This window comes from Chryseobacterium nakagawai (assembly GCF_900637665.1).
Classification (GTDB): Bacteria; Bacteroidota; Bacteroidia; order Flavobacteriales; family Weeksellaceae; genus Chryseobacterium; species Chryseobacterium nakagawai.
On sequence record NZ_LR134386.1, the window covers coordinates 998,487 to 1,017,083 of the forward strand.

Here is an 18,597-nt window from a genome sequence, read left to right on the forward strand (position 1 = left end):
CTATTATTCAAAAGAAGTTTTTATTTTACAGAATGCTCCTGACTGATTGAAACTCTCAATGCCAGCAATCCTGTAATCCCCTGAAGGTCCTCTACCTTTAAAAATTCTGCATCATGTTCCAGAATACCCTTTTTCTGGAGTTTGGTAACATATTCCAGATATTCTTTCTGATTTTCCATACCGAAATAAACAATGGTAATTTTTCCGGGAGCAGTAATTCGTTCTGAAGAATCTTTTACATGAGCTTTATCCAGACGTTTTTTTATGATTTCATAGTAAGAATTATAGGCTCCGTCTACATCAAAACGTTTTTCATCCATTCTGAAGCGGATATCTATTTTTTCATTATACACAAAGATCAGAGAAGCTATATCCAGTGGAATAGGAAGGTCTTTTTTAAAGGACTGAAATTCAAGTTCCATTTTGCAGATGGTTTTCAGCTGCCAGTATCTTAGTTTATGTACTACTTTTGAGGTATAATGCAGATCGGGAGAAATAGATTGCCCAATATAGAGATTATGCTCTACACCATCAGATTTAAACCGTTCATAGTAATGCGGAAAAATTTCCTGCGCTTTGATCTGGTTTTCATCCAGCATATCTGCCAGTTTTCTGTTGACAAGGGTAATAGAATCATCCAAATTTTTTCTGTGGCTGTAAAACAGATCTGTTTGGACAAGGACCTGAGAAAAATAATCCTGAATTTTAGCCTTCACTGGTCTAGGGGTTCTCACCTCTAATTTTCCTTGTAAAAAAGGATGAATTTCCTCTCTTAATACTCTTTGGAAGCGTTGCTCTGTATCGGCCTTTATTTCGTTATTTAATTCATTTTCAAACACATCCAATGCCAATAGGAATTTTTCAGAATCAGAATTGGTGAGAGCGAATATATCATTAAGCCATTCAATCTGATGGTTGAGGTCTTTAAGCATCAGATTAAAACGTTTTTCAGATGACGAACGGATATCTGATACTCCAAACAAGGGAGTGAGGTTTTTGAATGATATCTCCTTTAAAGTATGTATTTTTCTTCCCAGAGAAGCGGTAAAATATTTTTCTGCTTCATTTCTGAATTTCCATACCACACTATCATGGATCGTTGTATATTCCCGCTGTATAATAGCTTCTATCTGATAATTTTTTTCAAAATAGAATCTGCTGAGAGAGAATAAGACCATATCAGTAAAAAACTCAAGTTTTTTGAGCTTTAAACCATTGAAGCTACCGGCAATGGGAGAGGTGAACTCCATAATAGCGAGAAGTTCATTGTCTTTCATGATAGGAATAACCATGAAGCTGTTGACATTATTATCCTTTAAAATATTGAAGGACGGAAGCTGCCTGACATTCTCATCCAGATTATCTACATTAGATACTACAATGGATTTTGAATTATGGTTTAAATTGTTAAAAGTCGTTTTACGGGTTTCTTCGTCAAATGTATTGATCCAGAAATCCAGAATATGATTGGTAAGCAAGCTTTCATAAATCGGGAGCTTATCAAGCTTCTGTTCTTTCTTGTTAAAGGTCATCAATCCGAAACTGAGCTCCGGAACATCAAAATAGGATTTGAAAATCTCTGTCAGGTTCTCATTCGGGTTTAAATTTTCAGGATCAATCTCGATCATGCTTGATTTAAGATCAGAAAGCGCTACTTCAGAGGTACAGTCTACCAACGATATAATGGTAAAACCTTTCAATATCCAGGATTGTGATGGGAAATATTTTTTCCACAATTTAAAATCATCCAGATTTTCTAACAGCATATCCATGATATCATCGGATGGAATTTTTGCATCCTCAGTAGGATAAATTTCTGTAAAATCTGAATTTACCGTTATCTTATAATGTTTCATAATTCCCTGCTTATTTGGGATATCATAATAAAACGGGATGGTACTTTTGATATCTTTTTTAAAATAACTCTGAAGGATCAGGCAGCAACAAAACACATAAAATTCATTATCACTGATGTTTCTCAGCTCAATTTCAAAATCTTTTCCTGCATCTTTAAGAATATCCTTAAACCTCTCTGTATAGTTGAAAGTGATGTTGGAAAGAGGAATACTTGCTGCTTTTATTTCATTTCGGGTAAGTCCTGTAGGAAAAAGATCAGTGAGCAGTGATCGGATGAGGTCTTCATTTTTTTCCAGAATGCTTATATCCTGAAATCCTTCTTTCAGTTCCTGAAAATTCCGGGTTTGTTCGATCAGAGATTCTGCATAGTTTACCCTGTATTCCAAACGGTCATTATACCGGATATGTTCCAATACATCCAAATACTTTTTGAACGAGATATAAACCTGAAATGGGGAGTCTTTTTTGTAAAGATTGGCCAAGAGCTGAAATTTAAAGTAAAGTTATGAAAAAAAGACTACTTTCACTTCTGTTTTATATTGGTAAAAATAATTCTTTACCCTTGGTTTGTTTTATTTTTTTGAAGAAATAATCAAAATGAATAGAACATTGTACGTTTTTGATTTACTTTATAAAAATATCTGTAGTCATCTTTTCTTTTGGAGAATAATTGAATAAATGGGTAATGTATTTTGAGTGAGTCTTACTTAATCTTTCCGTCTGGCTGTATTTTATATTTCTTTTTTAATATCCTTTTTTCAGTGGTATTTTTTCTTGTGTAAAGTTCAATGTCAAAATTCTTGGTAATAATGAAATCGTTGACAGTCTCACCATCAAATTCTGCAATTTGTAATGATGAAAGCAATTTGTTGTTTGTGGCTATTAGCAGATCATAGCCTTCTACATCGGAGTCCGTATAGGCAAGAATGAAAGGCTGCAGGCCCTTGACTTTTGGAAGTATGAAAAAGCTGCTGGGCGTATCTTTGATGCCATACTCTTCAAGAATATTCTTATTTTCAGGATAAGAGTACTGTGGATATCTATTGGCACATTCTTTTTCATTGAATTTTATATAACATATGGAATAGTAATCTTCATGGTCGAAGGGTAAAGTGGTTATTTTGTAATTTTCTTTGGCAGAGCTATCTTGTCCCTTCGAGTGTGAAATCTTAATTTTCTTATCCCTAATCAGCGAAGCTGCAAATTCTTTGAATGATTCCTGGGCGCTGAGGAAATATTCATCCAGAATGTTTTTATGGGTTTCCTCATTGATGATTTTATCAATCTCCCCGGTATTGCTGTAATAGAAAAAGTAGGTTTCATCATTGGTTTCCGTCAATTCTTCATTTATATAGTTTTCCACTTTGAACTTTACTTTTACTGAAGTTTTATCCTGTGAAATGTTTTCTGCAGTATAGGTTACTGCACATCCTGAACCACAGCTTAGAGTAAAGGAACTATTTTCCATATCAGTTATGGCTTCTTTGAGGGGAGCTGGCGCTGCTGTAGTTTGTGCTGGAGGAAGATTCTCTATTTTTTGTTCCAGGGTCTTCTTTTTACAGGAAGATAGAATGGAAATGATGAATAGGAAGATTAGAATGGCTTTCTTTGTCATGTAGTGATTAGGGTTGAATATCTTTGAATCAGTTAAAAATACGGTATAGCTGATTTTGATCAATTTTAAGCATAACTATCAAGTTCTATTTTTAGTATTAATTTTTCTTGTCAAACTTTTTCGTGCAATTAGACTTTGTTTTAGCAATGGTGTTAGATAATGATTCTAATGTATTTTTGAGATCGAAATTGAAATTTTGTATACAAGTTTCTGTATATCCATCCTGCCAAGAATAGGATTCTTGTTCTATTTTCTTTAAAATAAAAGATTCGTTACTACTTGATATATAATAATTGCTACGAGATTCTCCTCTATCTGGAAATGCAGTTATTAGTACGAATCCGTCTTTTGTTTGTTTAATGTCGGAAATTTGATTTCCTCCATCTTGCGAGAAATTAGTTGTTTTTAAAACAAATTTATAATTGGAACCACTATCCCCTAAAAAGATTAATAAATCTTCTCCTTCGTATGGTTTACTGCTAATAATTTTATCTAAAATCCCATCCTTATTGATGTCAAAAGTTTTAACCAAATATTGATTGTTGTTGAGATATTTGTTAATACTTATAGCGTTTTTTTCTTCTGCTTTTCCATTTAATAATTTGATATCCTCTTCAATATTGTTAAATTTTTCGTCTTGATTTTGCTCAATTTTGTTAAGTTTCAATTTTTTAGAAGTAGAGGCTTCTATATATACATTTTTAGAGTTCTCATCAAAAGAAAAAGTACCTTTCACAAATTCTGAAACTTCATATGTTCCTATAAAATTAAGTGCATCTTTTCTAAACTGATAAAGGGAATAAGTAGAAAACTGTTCTGTAAACGAAGGCAGTAACAAATATCCTTCAGAAGTATCATTTTCTTTCAATAAAATATGGATGTCCTTTTCTGCAAGGTCAAATGAGGTATCATAAAAAAAATTGATATGAACAGGCTTCCAGGAAACAAATTCTTTTTTATTATTTTCAATAGAAATATAAGCTCTTTCAGAAATATACCTAATTTTTACAGTAAGTGAATTATGATTTAAATCTAGCTTTTGTACTTTCTTGTTTAGATCGTAATCTGTTTGCTTACTACTATTTAAAATTTCTGTATATAAATTCTCTTTTGTACTATTTGTAGTATTTACTATACTGGCTTTTTCATTTGCGGTGTTTAATGAATTGGCTTTTTTACAAGAAAATAAAATAACTAGAAATAATATATGATAATGGATTATATTTTTCATTTTAACAAAATAATTATTTAGTTTAAATTCGTTTCATTTAATTTAGCAGCCCCATTAACTTCGTTAATTTTGCCTTTATTTTTCTCATTGGTCTGTGCATTTCTTTCACTTTCAGACTGTTCATCATAAAATTTATAATTGACAAAATACGCAGGATTTATTCTATAGCTTGTACCTACCCCCATTGAATACCTACAAAATATTTCAAAATGTAAATGCGGTGCACATGTGCCCCCTGTCACACCTGATCTTCCTGTTGTTCCTAATTGCTGGCCACATCTTACTTCTTGTCCAAATGTAAAGTCTTTTACAGAGTGCAAATGTGCATAAAATAAAAATATATCACCAGAATCTGACCAACTTGCACCCTTTTCCATTTCTCTAGTTGTTTTACGTGTGTAATCTGTCCTTTTTCTTTCCATAAAAGCTTGAGGATCTTTTACTTTTATCGTAATTGTATTTCCATATCCAGAATGCCAACGTCTATTATAAACGGTTCCATCAACACAAGCATAGATTGGTTTTCCTCTTTCAGCAAAGAAATCGAGTCCTGTATGTTTTCTAGAAACCTCTCTCCTGATATCATCACCAAACAATCCCCATATTTTTGAAGTGTTATCAAAGTTACCATTTTGGTATAAATTTGTACTCATAGGATTATCTACTGGGTCATGCCAATCTCCTGAGGAAGGTTGTGTCTTATTTTTATCACAGATAAAAACGGGTATTTTTTTCAGTCCTGTTACATATTTTTTCCTTTCTTCAAGTCCTTTGTTTCCTCCATTTATCAAATATGAAATTACAACAATGTCATCATTATCTGCTACCAAATTTAAATCAATACTTCCATATCTTTTGACAATTGAGCCATTCGGTGTGGTAAACTTGGTATCATAATTTGATTTAGGATAAGAGCGATTATTTAAGTTATATCTCTGTCGATCCGTGCTGTTAGGGCTCCAAGAATCACCAACTGATAAAAGTTTTCCTTGTTTAAAATACCATCCTGCGCTATCAAATGCTAAATCTAAATTTGTTGCTACTTCATCAGGGTTTGTTAATAAGCTATTTTGATTTCTGTAAAAAGAATATCTTTCATAAGCTTCTTTATGAGTCAATTGAATGATACCTCTTCCTCTATACGGATCATAACCAGCGGTATGTGAACTGGTGTATTCTTTGGTTGATCGGAATCTATCCGTTTCATGATAACATTCAGCAATAAAATATACCCTTCTTATACAGGAGTTTATTTCATATTTTTTCATCACTTTATTTAGCTTGTCTAGTGTAGAAGCTATTGAGGTATCACTAGGGCTGGCACCACCTGGATTCTGTGGGTTCCAAATATTATTAATTTCTAACCCTTCAGATTCTCTTAAGTGTTTTAAAATCTCTTTAAATTCGCTTACTGTAAGATCCCTATTACAAGAGCATTTTCCTCCGCCGATCTCAAAATACGCACCAACCTTATTCAGAAACTTTTTATCATGTTGCCTCTGGCCCTGAGTTTTGACGTGAAGGTATAAGAATTCCGGTACTTTTTTCAGAAGTTTAAAGGTAATGGTTTCTCCGGCCTGATAATTTTTTATGACTAAAACTTTTTTTATTTCTTCTTCGCTGGAAGTTTTACCGTTTTCTATTTTAGTGTTTTTAGCATTACCTTTCTGAGCATTTTCGAGAATGATTTTAGCAGTAGAAGCCTTTTGTGTTTCATTAGTGATGTTGGTAGGACCTCCAAATGTATAAGTGTAAGTTCCGTCTTCTTTTCCTTTGTTTATATTATCTTGCCACTGTTTCAGCTCTTCTTCTGATTTTGGGCGGAGATGGATCGGGATTTGGACAATATTGTTTTTTACTATTCCTGTGAAAGCTGTTTTTTCAGTTCCCGGAACTGCTTGTCCTGCAGGAGTTTTCTGTTCCATTTGTGCTTCTGTAATTTCCAGAACAGGCAGTAAAGCATCCGGAGATCCTTTAATGATCCCATCTTTTTCTTTGATGGAAATAGTCACCTGTTGTCCATCCAGAAGCATGGTTCTGGCTACCAGATATAATTTTTCGTCAAGTGGAGCAGTATCTACTTTTTTAAAGTCTACCCCCAGTTTGAAAGTTTTAAAGGTAACGGTTTTTTGGTTTGCGGTATCTTTTCCGTAAGCTTCAGCAGTTAATGCGGCAGTAATTATTTCGAGTGTAGTATATTTCTTTGAGACCTTCAGACTTTCTTTTATTTTGTTAAGAATAGTTTGAGCTACTTTATTTTTTTCATCTGCTGTAGATGTTTTATTGGAACTCTTACTTCCTCCAAAAGTATAAGTATGGGTACCATCTTCCTCACCCGTCTTCTTGATATATTCTTTTTTTGCAAAATAAGCATCGATAAGATCTTCAACATTTGTAGGGTTAACTGTAGTAGGAGAGGTTCCTCCAGGCGCTGCAGGGGTTGGCGGCTGGGTATTATGAGCAGTCCCATGAGCTGATTGTGGATCTGGTTCAGGTTGTGGCTGCTGAGGCAGCGGTTGAGGTTGCTGTGGCTGTTGTGGTTGTGGTTGTGGTTGTGGTTGTGGTTGCCCTGATGAAGGATGCAATTCCCCAGGAGTATTTACATTTACATTATTGGTGGTATGCTTTCTATGTGAATAATATTCTACAGTTACATAAAATTCCAATTGTTGAGGGTCGGTTTCTCCCTGCATAGCTTTTCTCATCAGAGCTTTTGTCAGCATGAACTCTGCTCTCGCAATTCCGTTTTTTACCTTTTCTTTTTTGCTTTCTATGAGTAGGTTACTATTGGTGTGACCTGAATTGATGGCATCATCTTCCCAAAGACTGAACTGCAGATATTGGGCTTCCAAATTTGTACATTTGGCTTCTGCAACCAGTTTTTCCATGAAACTGAACACTGTGCCCGGAGTATCGTCTATATATTTTAATTCAACTTTATTGATTCTTGGAACATCGCTTGGCTGGGGCTGTATTTCTAAAGCCATGGGAACTCTTTCTTCTGGATTATGAAGATAGGCTTCAATTCTGAAGGTATCTTTGTAAGCATTTGTATTAAAAGTAAAACTACTTATTCCCACTTTCTTGATATTGGTAGGAACAAATTTTCCATTTACCTTTTTGAATAAATGCCAGGTAACGAGTGCCGGGTTTCTTTTTTCTAATGGGGTAGCAGGGTACCATTCATCAATTTTATAGGTAACCTGTTCTCCAACTTTTGGTTTTGTATTTCCCGAGATTTTATAAATTCCTTGTTTTGACATGGCCGAAAAGTTTTTAGTTAATAAGCATCCACTTCATCATCTTCTGTTTCCTTCTGAAATTCTTTAAAATTCACAAAAGGATTGATGTTATGTTGCTCCTGTGGATCAGCTTTTTTTACATTCTGTTTGCTCATTGACGCGGTTTGGCCATGCTCCATGATGGTAATTTTCCCACCTGTTGAACACATCAATTCTGATATTTCTGTGACACAGCTATTACCCATCACTTTTACTTTTTCATAGGTCTTCTGCCATATTCCTGCAGGAGCATAAACGCAGGGAAGATATCCTCCCGGTATGGGTTTCAATTTGCATTTCCCAAAACTAGGTCCCTGAGGTGTAAATTGAAGATCTTGCTCGGTAACAGCCAAAAAATCAGCCTGTCCCTCTTCATTATTCCAATAATGTTTCTGGTGGGTAGTTACTTTAAACTGCGGGAATTGATCTCCCTGATTGCATTGTGCTTTTCCTTTCTGAATGACAAAGTGTTTTCCGTCATGTGGTGATGGTGAATTAGACATATTTTGTGCTTTTTTGGTATTGTATTAAAGATCCTATTTTAATTGTTTTTCTAAAGAAAAAATATCCTGTTCCGTTACATCTCCGATCTTAATTTCAAAATGTGCTGTGACTTTTTGAACCATCAAATTGGTAAGATCTAAAATATATTCAGCTTCATGACGACAGACAACTGAATAGTGATTGATAGGAGACTGTTCACGGTATTCATAATCTTTATTATAAAGCTGATTCAGATTTCGGTAGTCGCATGATTTTCCAAATTGTTTGATCTTTATTATATCATTGTCTCTATCTTTAGGAAAGATGCGGTTATAAAGTTCAAAACGAATAGGGGCGGCATTCGGCAGCCAGGGAATAAATTCATGGTAGAGGTCAGAATCTGTCCAATCTTTATATTTTGCTCTGTAAAAAGAACCAAAAAGAAACTGAACAGGTAATGTCTGTTTTGTATTTCTTAAAATCTGATTATGATCTTCAGACACTTTTTTCACTTGTTCAATATAAGATGCAGATAGATCATCTGTAAAATACTTTTTTAGATCATCTAATTCGTTGTTGATAACTGTTCCTGAATGAAGAAATTTTGTCTCTGTAACGTTACCTGTTTTACCTATTTTGATTTCTACAGGAAATAAGATCGCTGCACAGGCTTTTGATAAGCTGGAAATTTTATTGTCAGATTCTGCTCCATTTTTATGAGAACCAAATATGTGTAATGAAAAGGAATGATCATCTTGCTCAGCTCTCAGGTATTTTAGTTCAATCTGGTATGAATAACTGTTCTGTATGGTTCCATTTTCGAGCTTTTGATGTATTACTGTATAAACCCCACTTAGTAATGGGATTGGAAATGGTATTTTTCCATGGGGCGGATGGTAGTACAAACTATCACCATTTTTATTGATTTCTTGATTGAGTTTATGGATTTCTTCACCAAAGGGAATAAGAAGCAATGTTCCTGGTTTTATTTTCACAGGTTCTGCAAGCTTGTCATATACAGCACAATGCTTATTATGAAAATCTTTGAGATATGTTGGGTTTTCTACTTTCAGATCAGAGGCAAGTTTTTCCAACGTATCATCTGGAAGTGTCATATAAGTAATCATGTGATTGGTGATTAATGATTATTAAAATACTGAGACTCATTTCTCAGCGTGAAATTTAGAAAAAAAAACCTTTAAAATCTTGTTAAAGGTCTTATTAATAGATCAATATCCCTGAAATCAGGGAGTAATTTTAGACTTTGGAGTTCCTTAATCTGGGTAGAAATTTTCTTTGTTGTGATTTTATTCTGTTTGTATGAATATATTCTTCTTTGTTGAAGTAAAGCAAAGATTAAATATAGAGTAAGTGCTTATTTCCATTATCTTTTAAACGTATTAACACAAAAAAACCTTTCAGATTATCTGAAAGGTTTTTGATATAGTATGGATCACTTTTTATAATCCGAACACTTTTGCAAACAGATCCGGGAAGATCCCCAGGATAATAATTGCTGCAATTATAAATACAGCAACAATATTGTAAGTAAGTGTTACTTTTTCTGATGATTTGAATGTTGATTCTTTAAAGAAGAACATGGCGATGATCAGTCTTAAATAGTAAGCGATTGATAGGGCAGAACCTAATACTGCTACTAATACTAAGAAAGCGGCACCGTTCATTGCCTGGGAGAATAAAGCAAATTTCCCCATGAAACCAGCTGTTAGCGGAACTCCTGCCATTGAAAGCATAGAGATTGCTGCTGCTGTTGCCAATAAAGGTTCTGTTTTTGCCAATCCTTTAAATGCTCCGAAAGAAGTTTCTCTTTTTAATTTCTCTACCCAGATCAGACACATGAAAACTCCTACTGTAGATAATGAGTAAGCGAACAAATAGAACGCTAAGTTATAAGTAGAGAGGCTTGTCATTCCGAAAAATGCCAATCCTATATATCCTGCGTGGGAAACTGAAGAATAAGCCAACATTCTTTTTGCATTCGTTTGAGCAAGACCCATAACGTTTGCCAACAATAAAGTAATGATTAAGAATACTCCCAAAACATTGATCCATTCATGAGTAACTCCAGCGAAACCAATTGTCATCAATCTGAACAATGCGAAGAATCCTGAAATTTTTACCACACTTGCCATGAAAGCTGTAATCAATGACGGTGATCCCGCATAGACATCAGGACTCCACATGTGGAAAGGAGCTAATGCTACTTTAAATGCCAATGCACAAAGGATTAATAATACTCCTAAGATAAACATCACATTCCCTGTATTAGCTACTCCAAAATCATGGATTTTATATAAATCAAAACTTCCAGCACTTCCGTAAATGAACGCGATTCCGAAAAGTAGGAAACCTGTCGCGAATGCACCCATTAGGAAATACTTGATTGAAGCTTCATTTGATCTCAGATCAGTTTTGTTAGCACCAGCCATTACATATAATGGAATAGAAAGAATTTCAACACCTAAGAACATGGTTACCAGGTTCTGGTATCCAAAAAGAACGATTCCTCCAACTAATGCAAATAACATCAATGCATATAATTCTGATTGGTGGCTTCTGTGATTGCTGAACGCAAAGCCTCCCAAGAAGAATAACAATAAGGTTGTTACAATGGATAATTTAGTGAATAATGCAGCATTGGCACTGTATTCATACATATGCTTGTAATGGTCGAAGAATGAACATTCAGGCATAAAGCTTACATACAATGCGATGATTAAACCGAAAATCCCAATGTATCTTGCGAATTTTCCCTGTTCGAAAACTCCCGAAAATAACGCAATAACTGCCGTTAGGAAAACAATAATTAAAACACTCATAATATAGATTTGAGATGTGAGATCTGAAGTTTAAAGTTTATGGTTCAGAGTTAAAAGTTCTAGGTTCAAAATTTCCTGTCTCTTATCTCTTCGTCTTTTATCTTTATTCTCTCTAATCTCTTATTTTTTTAATTTTTAAATCTTTTAATTTTTTAGTTAGCCATCGCTGTGTAGATAAACTTCACTGAACTACTCACCATATCGATTACCGGTTGTGGAAAAATACCAAGTAAGATCACAAAAACCGCTAAGCTTGCCAATACAGAGAATTCTACACCAGATAAATCTTTTGCTGTGCTTAGCACTTCTGCATTTCCTTCTCCAAACATTGCTTTTCCGTAGAATCTCAATAAGTACACCGCACAAAGAATTATCGTAAGACCAGCAATTACAGCTGCTGTTCCGTTGAAATCATACACTGCTTTTAACAAAATAAATTCTCCAATAAATCCATTTGTCAATGGAACTCCCATTGAACCTAATATAATAATCAGGAACAATACTGCAAATTTAGGTGCTACTTTAGCTAAACCACCCATTTGTCTGATGTCTCTTGATTTAAATCTTTTGTATAAAATATCACAACAGTAGAATAATCCTACTACGTTGATACCGTGAGCGAAAGTTTGTACCAATGCTCCTTCAGCACCTTCAACATTGAAAGTTCCTCTTAAAGTAACTACCGCTGAAGCGAAGATACCAGCTACCATCAATCCTACGTGAGAGAAAGATGAATAAGCGATGATTCTCTTCATATCCGTCTGGATGATGGCAATCAATGCTCCGTGAACAATTCCCACGATCGCAAGGATGATTACAATCTGTCCTGAAATTCCGGCAATCGGAAGTGGAGTGATTGGAAGTAAATAACGCATTACACCATACACTGCCATCTTAAGCATGATACCGGATAGCAACATCGATCCTTGAGTAGGAGAGTAGGTATAGGTATCAGGCTGCCAGGTATGGAAAGGAAATACTGGTAGCTTCACTGCAAAAGCAAAGAAAATGAACCAGAATACCACTGTCTGTTGTGTTTCATTCAGTTGCGCATTGTATAGATCTGTTAAAGCGAATGATGCAGAGTGGTTGTACACATAGATCAAACCGGCTAACATAAATAAAGATCCAACGAATGTATATACGAAGAATTTCGTAGTGAATTCAAACCTTTTATTCTCTTGTCCCCAAAGTCCGGCAATAAACCAAATTGGAATCAAAGTTACTTCCCAGAAAATGTAGAACAATAATCCGTCTAAAGAAGTAAACACTCCTACAAGACCAAATTGCATTAACAGAATCAATCCGTAGAATGTATTTCTGTAGTTTACACTTTCATTGAAAGATGATAAAATAATGATTGGCGCCAGAATGTTGGTTAACAACAAAAGAAGCATACTCATCCCGTCGATACCGAAGTGAAGAGAACTCTTCATAAATTGTGACCATGGATAATTGATCTCATGCTGCAATACGCTGTCTACTGTCGGAGTAAAATCAAAATCCGAAAGTATATAAAACGTAAGAAGCATTTGAACCAATGCAATTCCCAGTGCCAAATATTTGCTGGAATTACTCTTCCACGCAAAAACTAATCCCGAACCTACTAGAGGTAATAGTAATAATGTTAATAATAAACAAGACATTATTATTGTAATAAAAAGTTAACAATTAATATAATTCCCACAGCTAAAGACATGATAAGAATATACGTCTCTACATTTCCGTTCTGAACACGCTTCATAGCTTTTCCGCTGTCTTCAGCACCATCACCTACAAAGTTTACAAAACGGTCTAAGATACCCTTATCAAACATCTTTCCTCCGCGTCCTAATCCTTCAACAGTTTTTACAATCAATGCGTTGTAAAGTTCGTCAACGTATAATTTCTTAGCAGAAAGCTTTTCCCATCCGGTATAGTTTTCTTCTGCAACAGCCATCTTTTTCTTTTTCACGTAAGTATTTCTAACGATGAACCATACAGAGAAGAACATCAGGATTGTTGCTGCTAATAAGATCATTTCAGTATTGAAAGGTACTCCTGAAAGAGTAGCTTCCATCTGGCTGTAGCTTTGTTCCGTAAGAACAGGCTTCAACCATTCCATCAGTTTAGCATAGTGTCCGTGGCCGATGAAGTGTGGCAGGTTGATGAAACCTCCAATTACAGAAAGGATAGCCAATACGATCAATGGTAATGTCATATTAGATGGGCTTTCATGTAAGTGATGTTTTTGCTCTTCAGTACCTCTGAATTCTCCGTGGAATGTCAAGTAATACAGTCTGAACATATAGGTTGCAGTCATTGCCGCTAAAACAAATAAGATTACCCAATACATTGGATTTTTAGCGAAAGCTGCTACTAGAATTTCGTCTTTAGAGATCATCCCTGATAATAAAGGGAAACCTGAGATGGCTAATGTTCCGATCAGGAATGTAGCGTGTGTAAGAGGAATATATTTTTTAAGACCTCCCATGAAACGCATATCCTGCTCGTTGCTCATCGCGTGGATTACAGAACCTGCACCTAAGAATAACAAAGCTTTAAAGAAAGCGTGCGTCATTACGTGGAACATTGCTGTTGTATAAGCACCAAGACCTAAAGCGATGAACATGAATCCAAGTTGTGAAACGGTAGAATATGCTAATACTTTTTTGATGTCGTTCTGACGTAGCGCATAGAATCCCGCTAAAGCTGCAGTTAAGAATCCGATTAATAAAATTCCTCCTTGTACCGTTGGCGCTAAAGTAAATAAGAAGTTTGATCTTACTACTAAATAGATACCCGCTGTTACCATTGTTGCTGCGTGAATTAATGCAGAAACAGGAGTTGGTCCCGCCATTGCGTCCGGTAACCATGTATATAATGGAACCTGAGCAGATTTACCGGTAGCACCGATGAATAAACTCGCTGTGATAAAGATGATCACTGTTCCGTCTAATTCAAATTTTGAAGCATTTTCAGCTACTGAAAGGTAATCTACAGCGTTGGTCTGAGCAGCAATCATAAATATACCGATCAATAACGCAAGGTCACCAATTCTGTTCATGATGAAAGCTTTTCTTGCTGCTTTACCGTATTCCTCGTTGGTGTACCAGAATCCGATCAACAGGTAAGAACAAAGACCTACACCTTCCCATCCGATGAATAAGATAAGGTAGTTGCTTCCCATTACTAAAAGTAACATTGAGAAAATGAAAAGATTCAGGTAAGTAAAAAACTTATAAAATCCTTTATCATGACTCATATATCCGATAGAGTACAAGTGGATCAGTGAACCGATACCTGTGATGATCATAACCATCATTAAAGATAGCTGATCGATTTGGAATCCAAAATTGATTTGAATACCATTAACTCTAAACCATTCAAAAGCTTTTACGATTACAGGCTGGCTTTCAGAATTGAAATTCATGAAAAGACTTACAGCAATACAGAATGATCCGAAAACCATCGCAGTTGCCAAAGAACCCACCACTATTTTTGGAAGATTTTTTCCAAATAAACCGTTTATAAGAAACCCTAAAAGTGGTAAAAGTACTATTGCATATACTAAATTCTCCATTCTTATCCTCTTAATTTATTAAATATACTAACATCCACAGAACGGGTATTTCTATACAGCATAGCAATAATTGCCAGACCTACTGCTACTTCAGCAGCAGCAACCACCATAATGAAGAACACTAAAAGCTGTCCATCTCCATTCCCTTTGTATGCTGAAAAAGCAGCCAATAAAAGGTTTACAGAATTAAGCATAAGCTCTACACAGCCTAGAATCACAATAGCATTTTTTCTAAGCAATACGCCCATCACTCCTAAGCAGAATAATACTGAACAAAGGATAATGAAGTAGTTCAAAGGGATGCTTTGTATAAATGTATTTACTTCTCCCATAATTTTATAAATCTTTTTTACCGATTAATACCGCACCTACAATACCTGCTAAAATCAGGATAGAAGCAAGTTCAAACGGTAAAACATATTCATTAAACAAAAGTCTACCCAGATTTTTAGTAAGACCAACACTTCTGTCTACATTCTCCACAACAATATGGTTTTGCTGAACTCCTCTGAATACCCCTAAAACTCCTACTAAAAGAAGACCTGCAGTAAAAACTCCAATAAATTTTAAAGTATTACCCTTCTTACTTTCGTCTGCCTTATTAAGATTAAGCATCATTAGAATGTAAAGGAAAAGTACCATGATGGCACCTGCGTACACTATAATCTGGATAATTGCTAAGAATTGAGCATTCAGAAGAATGTACATTCCGGCGATTGAAAACATCGTAACAATTAATGACAAAATAGCATATAAAGGATTTTTTGCAAACACGAAATATACCGCACTTGACACTGCTAAAAACGCCACCAAGAAAAATAAAAACTGATCCATTATTTTACCGCATTTTTTTGTTTCTCGGATTGTCTTGTCGTAATGTCAATCCTTTCATTTATTTTTTCAACTAATTTATCTTTTCCATAGATGAAAGAACCTCTGTTGGTTTCTACGTCTACCAATCTATCCGTAAGATAAATTGCAGATTTAGGGCAAGCTTCTTCACACATACCACAGAAAATACATCTTAGCATATTGATTTCATATACTGAAGCGTATTTTTCTTCTCTGTAAAGCCCTTTTTCCTCTTTAGTTCTTTCAGAAGCAGTCATTGTAATAGCTTCTGCAGGACAAGCTACCGCACAAAGTCCACAAGCTGTACATCTTTCTCTGCCTTCCTCGTCTCTTTTCAAAACGTGCTGACCTCTCCAGATAGTCGTTCTTGGCTTCTGTACTTCCGGATACGAATATACTGCGGGAGCACCCTTTATCACGGTTCTTACAGCATGCTTAAATGTAATCCCCATCCCTGTAAAGATCGCAGGCAGGTAGATTTTTTCAGCAAGGGTCATTTCTTTATTGGAAACAACTTTTGATCTGTTTGTAAGTTTCATTTAATTATAGATATTAGATGTTAGACACCAGATTTTAGACTAATCTTGTCTGCTATCTTAATTATTTAATATTGATGATTGAATATGATAGGCTAAAGATAAAACTTTGATTTCATTATCAAATTTTCAAATCAGCTCATTTTCAAATTTTCTTAGTTTGCAAATGCTAAAATTACAGCTCCTGTAATTAATAGGTTTACCAATGCCATTGGGATTAATGTTTTCCATCCTAAGTGCATTAACTGGTCATATCTGAATCTTGGAAGCGTCCATCTGATCCACATGAAGATCAAAATTCCAATGACGGTTTTCGTTAAGAATGCTACGATACTTAAGATTCCTGCAACGTTTTCTCCCCAGTTCTGAGTAACCCACTCAATCCCAGGATAGTTATAACCTCCAAAGAAAAGAACCACCATAAAAGCATTAGAAATAAACATGTTCACGTATTCCCCGAACATATATAAACCTAACTTCATGGAAGAATATTCTGTAGAGTATCCTGTTACCAATTCAGATTCACACTCTGGTAAATCGAACGGGTGTCTGTTGGTTTCTGCTAAAGCTGCTACAAAGAATACAAGGAAAGCAACCGGTTGGTAGAAAATATTCCAGTTCATTCCGGAAACCCAAGGAATAATTCCCCATAATTTTCCGTGAGTCTGGTTTTCTGTGATTACTTTTAAGTCTAAGCTTCCAGCCATCATAATAATAGAAAGAAGTGCTAATCCCATGGCCAATTCATAAGAAATCATCTGAGAAGAAGCACGGATAGCACCTAGTAATGAATATTTGTTGTTCGAAGCCCAACCTCCGATCATGATTCCGTAAACCCCAATGGAAGCCATTCCGATGATGAAAAGTACACCAACGTCAATGTTAGCTACCTGAAGATCAAAAGAAGTACCTGCAATATTTAAACTTTTACCCCAAGGAATAACTGCTCCTGTGATTAATGAAATAAACATTACTAAAGCCGGTCCCAATACGAAAAGAAATTTTTCAGCATTGGCAGGCGTAAAGTCTTCCTTAAAGAAGAATTTTCCACCGTCAGCAAGAGGTTGCAGTAATCCAAAAGGTCCAGCTCTGTTAGGACCAATTCTATCCTGCATGATAGAGGCTACTTTTCTTTCTGCCCAGGTAGAGTAGGCTGCAATCGTTAACGATAGCAGGAAAAGTGCTAGTACAAGTATAAGTTTAAATGTAAGTAAATCCATTTTTATTTAGATATTAAGATGTCAGATACTGGATATCAGATGGTCTGAAGTCTGAGGTCTGAAATCTGATGTCTTTTATTAAAATTATTTTTCGTCTTTTTCACTGATTTCCTTGGCACCAGGATTATCAATCATTATCAATTCGTCTTTTGGCTTCTGGTAATGATTAAGTGAAATTACAGAGTGTCTGTCGATATGTCTAGGACCTTCGATATTCCAGTCTGATAATGCTTTTCTTTCGAAACGGCATGTATCACAGATGAATTCTTCAACTTCACCCCATTGGTCTTTTCTTGCAGTTACTCTTACGACTTCATCACCTTTCATCCAAACTACAGTTTTTCCTGAACACTTATCGCATTTACAAGAAGCGTTCATTGGTTTTGTAAACCATACTCTGCTGGCAAAACGTGATGTTCTGTCTGTTAATGCTCCTACAGGACAAACGTCGATAACGTTTCCAATGAAATCATTATCTAAAGCTTTATTTAAATACGTTGAAATTTCAGCGTGATCTCCTCTGAAAAGAATACCGTGCTCTCTTTCACCTGTCAATTGATTGGCAGCTAATACACATCTAGCACAAAGAATACAACGGTTCATGTTCAGTTTGATGTGTGGACCAAGATCATCAGCTTCGTAAGTATTTCTTTCGAATTCTGTTCTTGTCTCAAGGTTTCCATGCTCATATCCAAGATCCTGAAGATGACATTCACCAGCTTGATCACAAACAGGGCAGTCTAGCGGGTGATTAACCAATAAAAACTCGGTAACCGCTTTTCTTCCTTCCTGAGCTTTCTCAGAAGTAAGGTTTTTAACTTCCATACCGTCCATTACATTCGTTCTGCAGCTTGCTACCAATTTCGGCATAGGACGTGGATCTGCTTCAGATCCTTTAGAAACTTCTACAAGACACGTTCTGCATCTTCCTCCACTGGTTTCTAATTTGCTGTAGTAACACATAGCGGGAGGTACAGATTTACCACCGATTTGTCTAGCCGCTTCCAAAATAGAAGTACCAGGCAAAACTTCAGTAGTCTGTCCGTCTATCGTTATTTTGAATTTTTTAACTTCTTCGCTCATATTGTATGCTTTAAGCTTTATGCATTAAGCAATAGGC

14 protein-coding genes are annotated in these 18,597 nt (G+C 35.4%); all 14 read right to left on the reverse strand.

The genetic code is table 11. From position 1 onward, the window contains the following. Window positions 1–20: 20 nt before the first annotated feature. Window positions 21–2,339 (reverse strand): GAF domain-containing protein, encoded by a 2,319-nt coding sequence (locus EL260_RS04510; protein WP_123859041.1) that lies wholly within the window; start codon window positions 2,337–2,339, stop codon window positions 21–23. 221 nt (window positions 2,340–2,560) lie between these two features. Next, window positions 2,561–3,472 (reverse strand): hypothetical protein, encoded by a 912-nt coding sequence (locus EL260_RS04515; RefSeq protein WP_123859042.1) that lies wholly within the window; start codon window positions 3,470–3,472, stop codon window positions 2,561–2,563. A 97-nt stretch (window positions 3,473–3,569) separates the two neighbouring features. Further along, complete coding sequence (locus EL260_RS04520) at window positions 3,570–4,703, reverse strand: hypothetical protein (RefSeq protein ID WP_123859043.1); 1,134 nt, start codon at window positions 4,701–4,703, stop codon at window positions 3,570–3,572. Between the two features lie 17 nt (window positions 4,704–4,720). Beyond that, window positions 4,721–7,966 (reverse strand): peptidoglycan DD-metalloendopeptidase family protein, encoded by a 3,246-nt coding sequence (locus tag EL260_RS25775; protein WP_185145893.1) that lies wholly within the window; start codon window positions 7,964–7,966, stop codon window positions 4,721–4,723. A 17-nt stretch (window positions 7,967–7,983) separates the two neighbouring features. Continuing rightward, window positions 7,984–8,487: a DUF4280 domain-containing protein gene (locus tag EL260_RS04530; RefSeq protein ID WP_123859045.1), complete on the reverse strand. Its 504-nt coding sequence runs from the start codon at window positions 8,485–8,487 to the stop codon at window positions 7,984–7,986. Window positions 8,488–8,520: 33 nt separating this feature from the next. Further along, window positions 8,521–9,594 carry a hypothetical protein gene (locus EL260_RS04535; RefSeq protein WP_123859046.1) on the reverse strand — a complete coding sequence of 358 codons (1,074 nt, stop codon included), beginning with the start codon at window positions 9,592–9,594 and terminating at the stop codon, window positions 8,521–8,523. A 333-nt stretch (window positions 9,595–9,927) separates the two neighbouring features. After that, entirely contained in the window at window positions 9,928–11,307 is a 1,380-nt protein-coding gene (locus EL260_RS04540) for an NADH-quinone oxidoreductase subunit N (protein WP_123859047.1), read from the reverse strand. Window positions 11,308–11,459: 152 nt separating this feature from the next. Beyond that, entirely contained in the window at window positions 11,460–12,953 is a 1,494-nt protein-coding gene (locus EL260_RS04545) for a complex I subunit 4 family protein (RefSeq protein WP_123859048.1), read from the reverse strand. Window positions 12,954–12,955: 2 nt separating this feature from the next. Continuing rightward, window positions 12,956–14,869 carry an NADH-quinone oxidoreductase subunit L gene (gene nuoL / locus EL260_RS04550; RefSeq protein WP_123859049.1) on the reverse strand — a complete coding sequence of 638 codons (1,914 nt, stop codon included), beginning with the start codon at window positions 14,867–14,869 and terminating at the stop codon, window positions 12,956–12,958. Between the two features lie 2 nt (window positions 14,870–14,871). Next, window positions 14,872–15,201, reverse strand: a complete 330-nt coding sequence (gene nuoK, locus EL260_RS04555; protein ID WP_045492868.1) for an NADH-quinone oxidoreductase subunit NuoK — start codon at window positions 15,199–15,201, stop codon at window positions 14,872–14,874. Between the two features lie 4 nt (window positions 15,202–15,205). Continuing rightward, on the reverse strand, window positions 15,206–15,703 hold the full coding sequence (locus tag EL260_RS04560; protein WP_123859050.1) for an NADH-quinone oxidoreductase subunit J family protein: 498 nt from the start codon (window positions 15,701–15,703) through the stop codon (window positions 15,206–15,208). Beyond that, complete coding sequence (locus tag EL260_RS04565; RefSeq protein WP_034703566.1) at window positions 15,703–16,260, reverse strand: NuoI/complex I 23 kDa subunit family protein; 558 nt, start codon at window positions 16,258–16,260, stop codon at window positions 15,703–15,705. The genes EL260_RS04560 and EL260_RS04565 overlap by 1 nt, the downstream gene beginning before the upstream one ends. A 152-nt stretch (window positions 16,261–16,412) precedes the next feature. Further along, complete coding sequence (gene nuoH, locus EL260_RS04570; RefSeq protein WP_123859051.1) at window positions 16,413–17,477, reverse strand: NADH-quinone oxidoreductase subunit NuoH; 1,065 nt, start codon at window positions 17,475–17,477, stop codon at window positions 16,413–16,415. Between the two features lie 84 nt (window positions 17,478–17,561). Then, window positions 17,562–18,560, reverse strand: a complete 999-nt coding sequence (locus EL260_RS04575; protein ID WP_123859052.1) for a 2Fe-2S iron-sulfur cluster-binding protein — start codon at window positions 18,558–18,560, stop codon at window positions 17,562–17,564. Window positions 18,561–18,597: the final 37 nt, after the last annotated feature.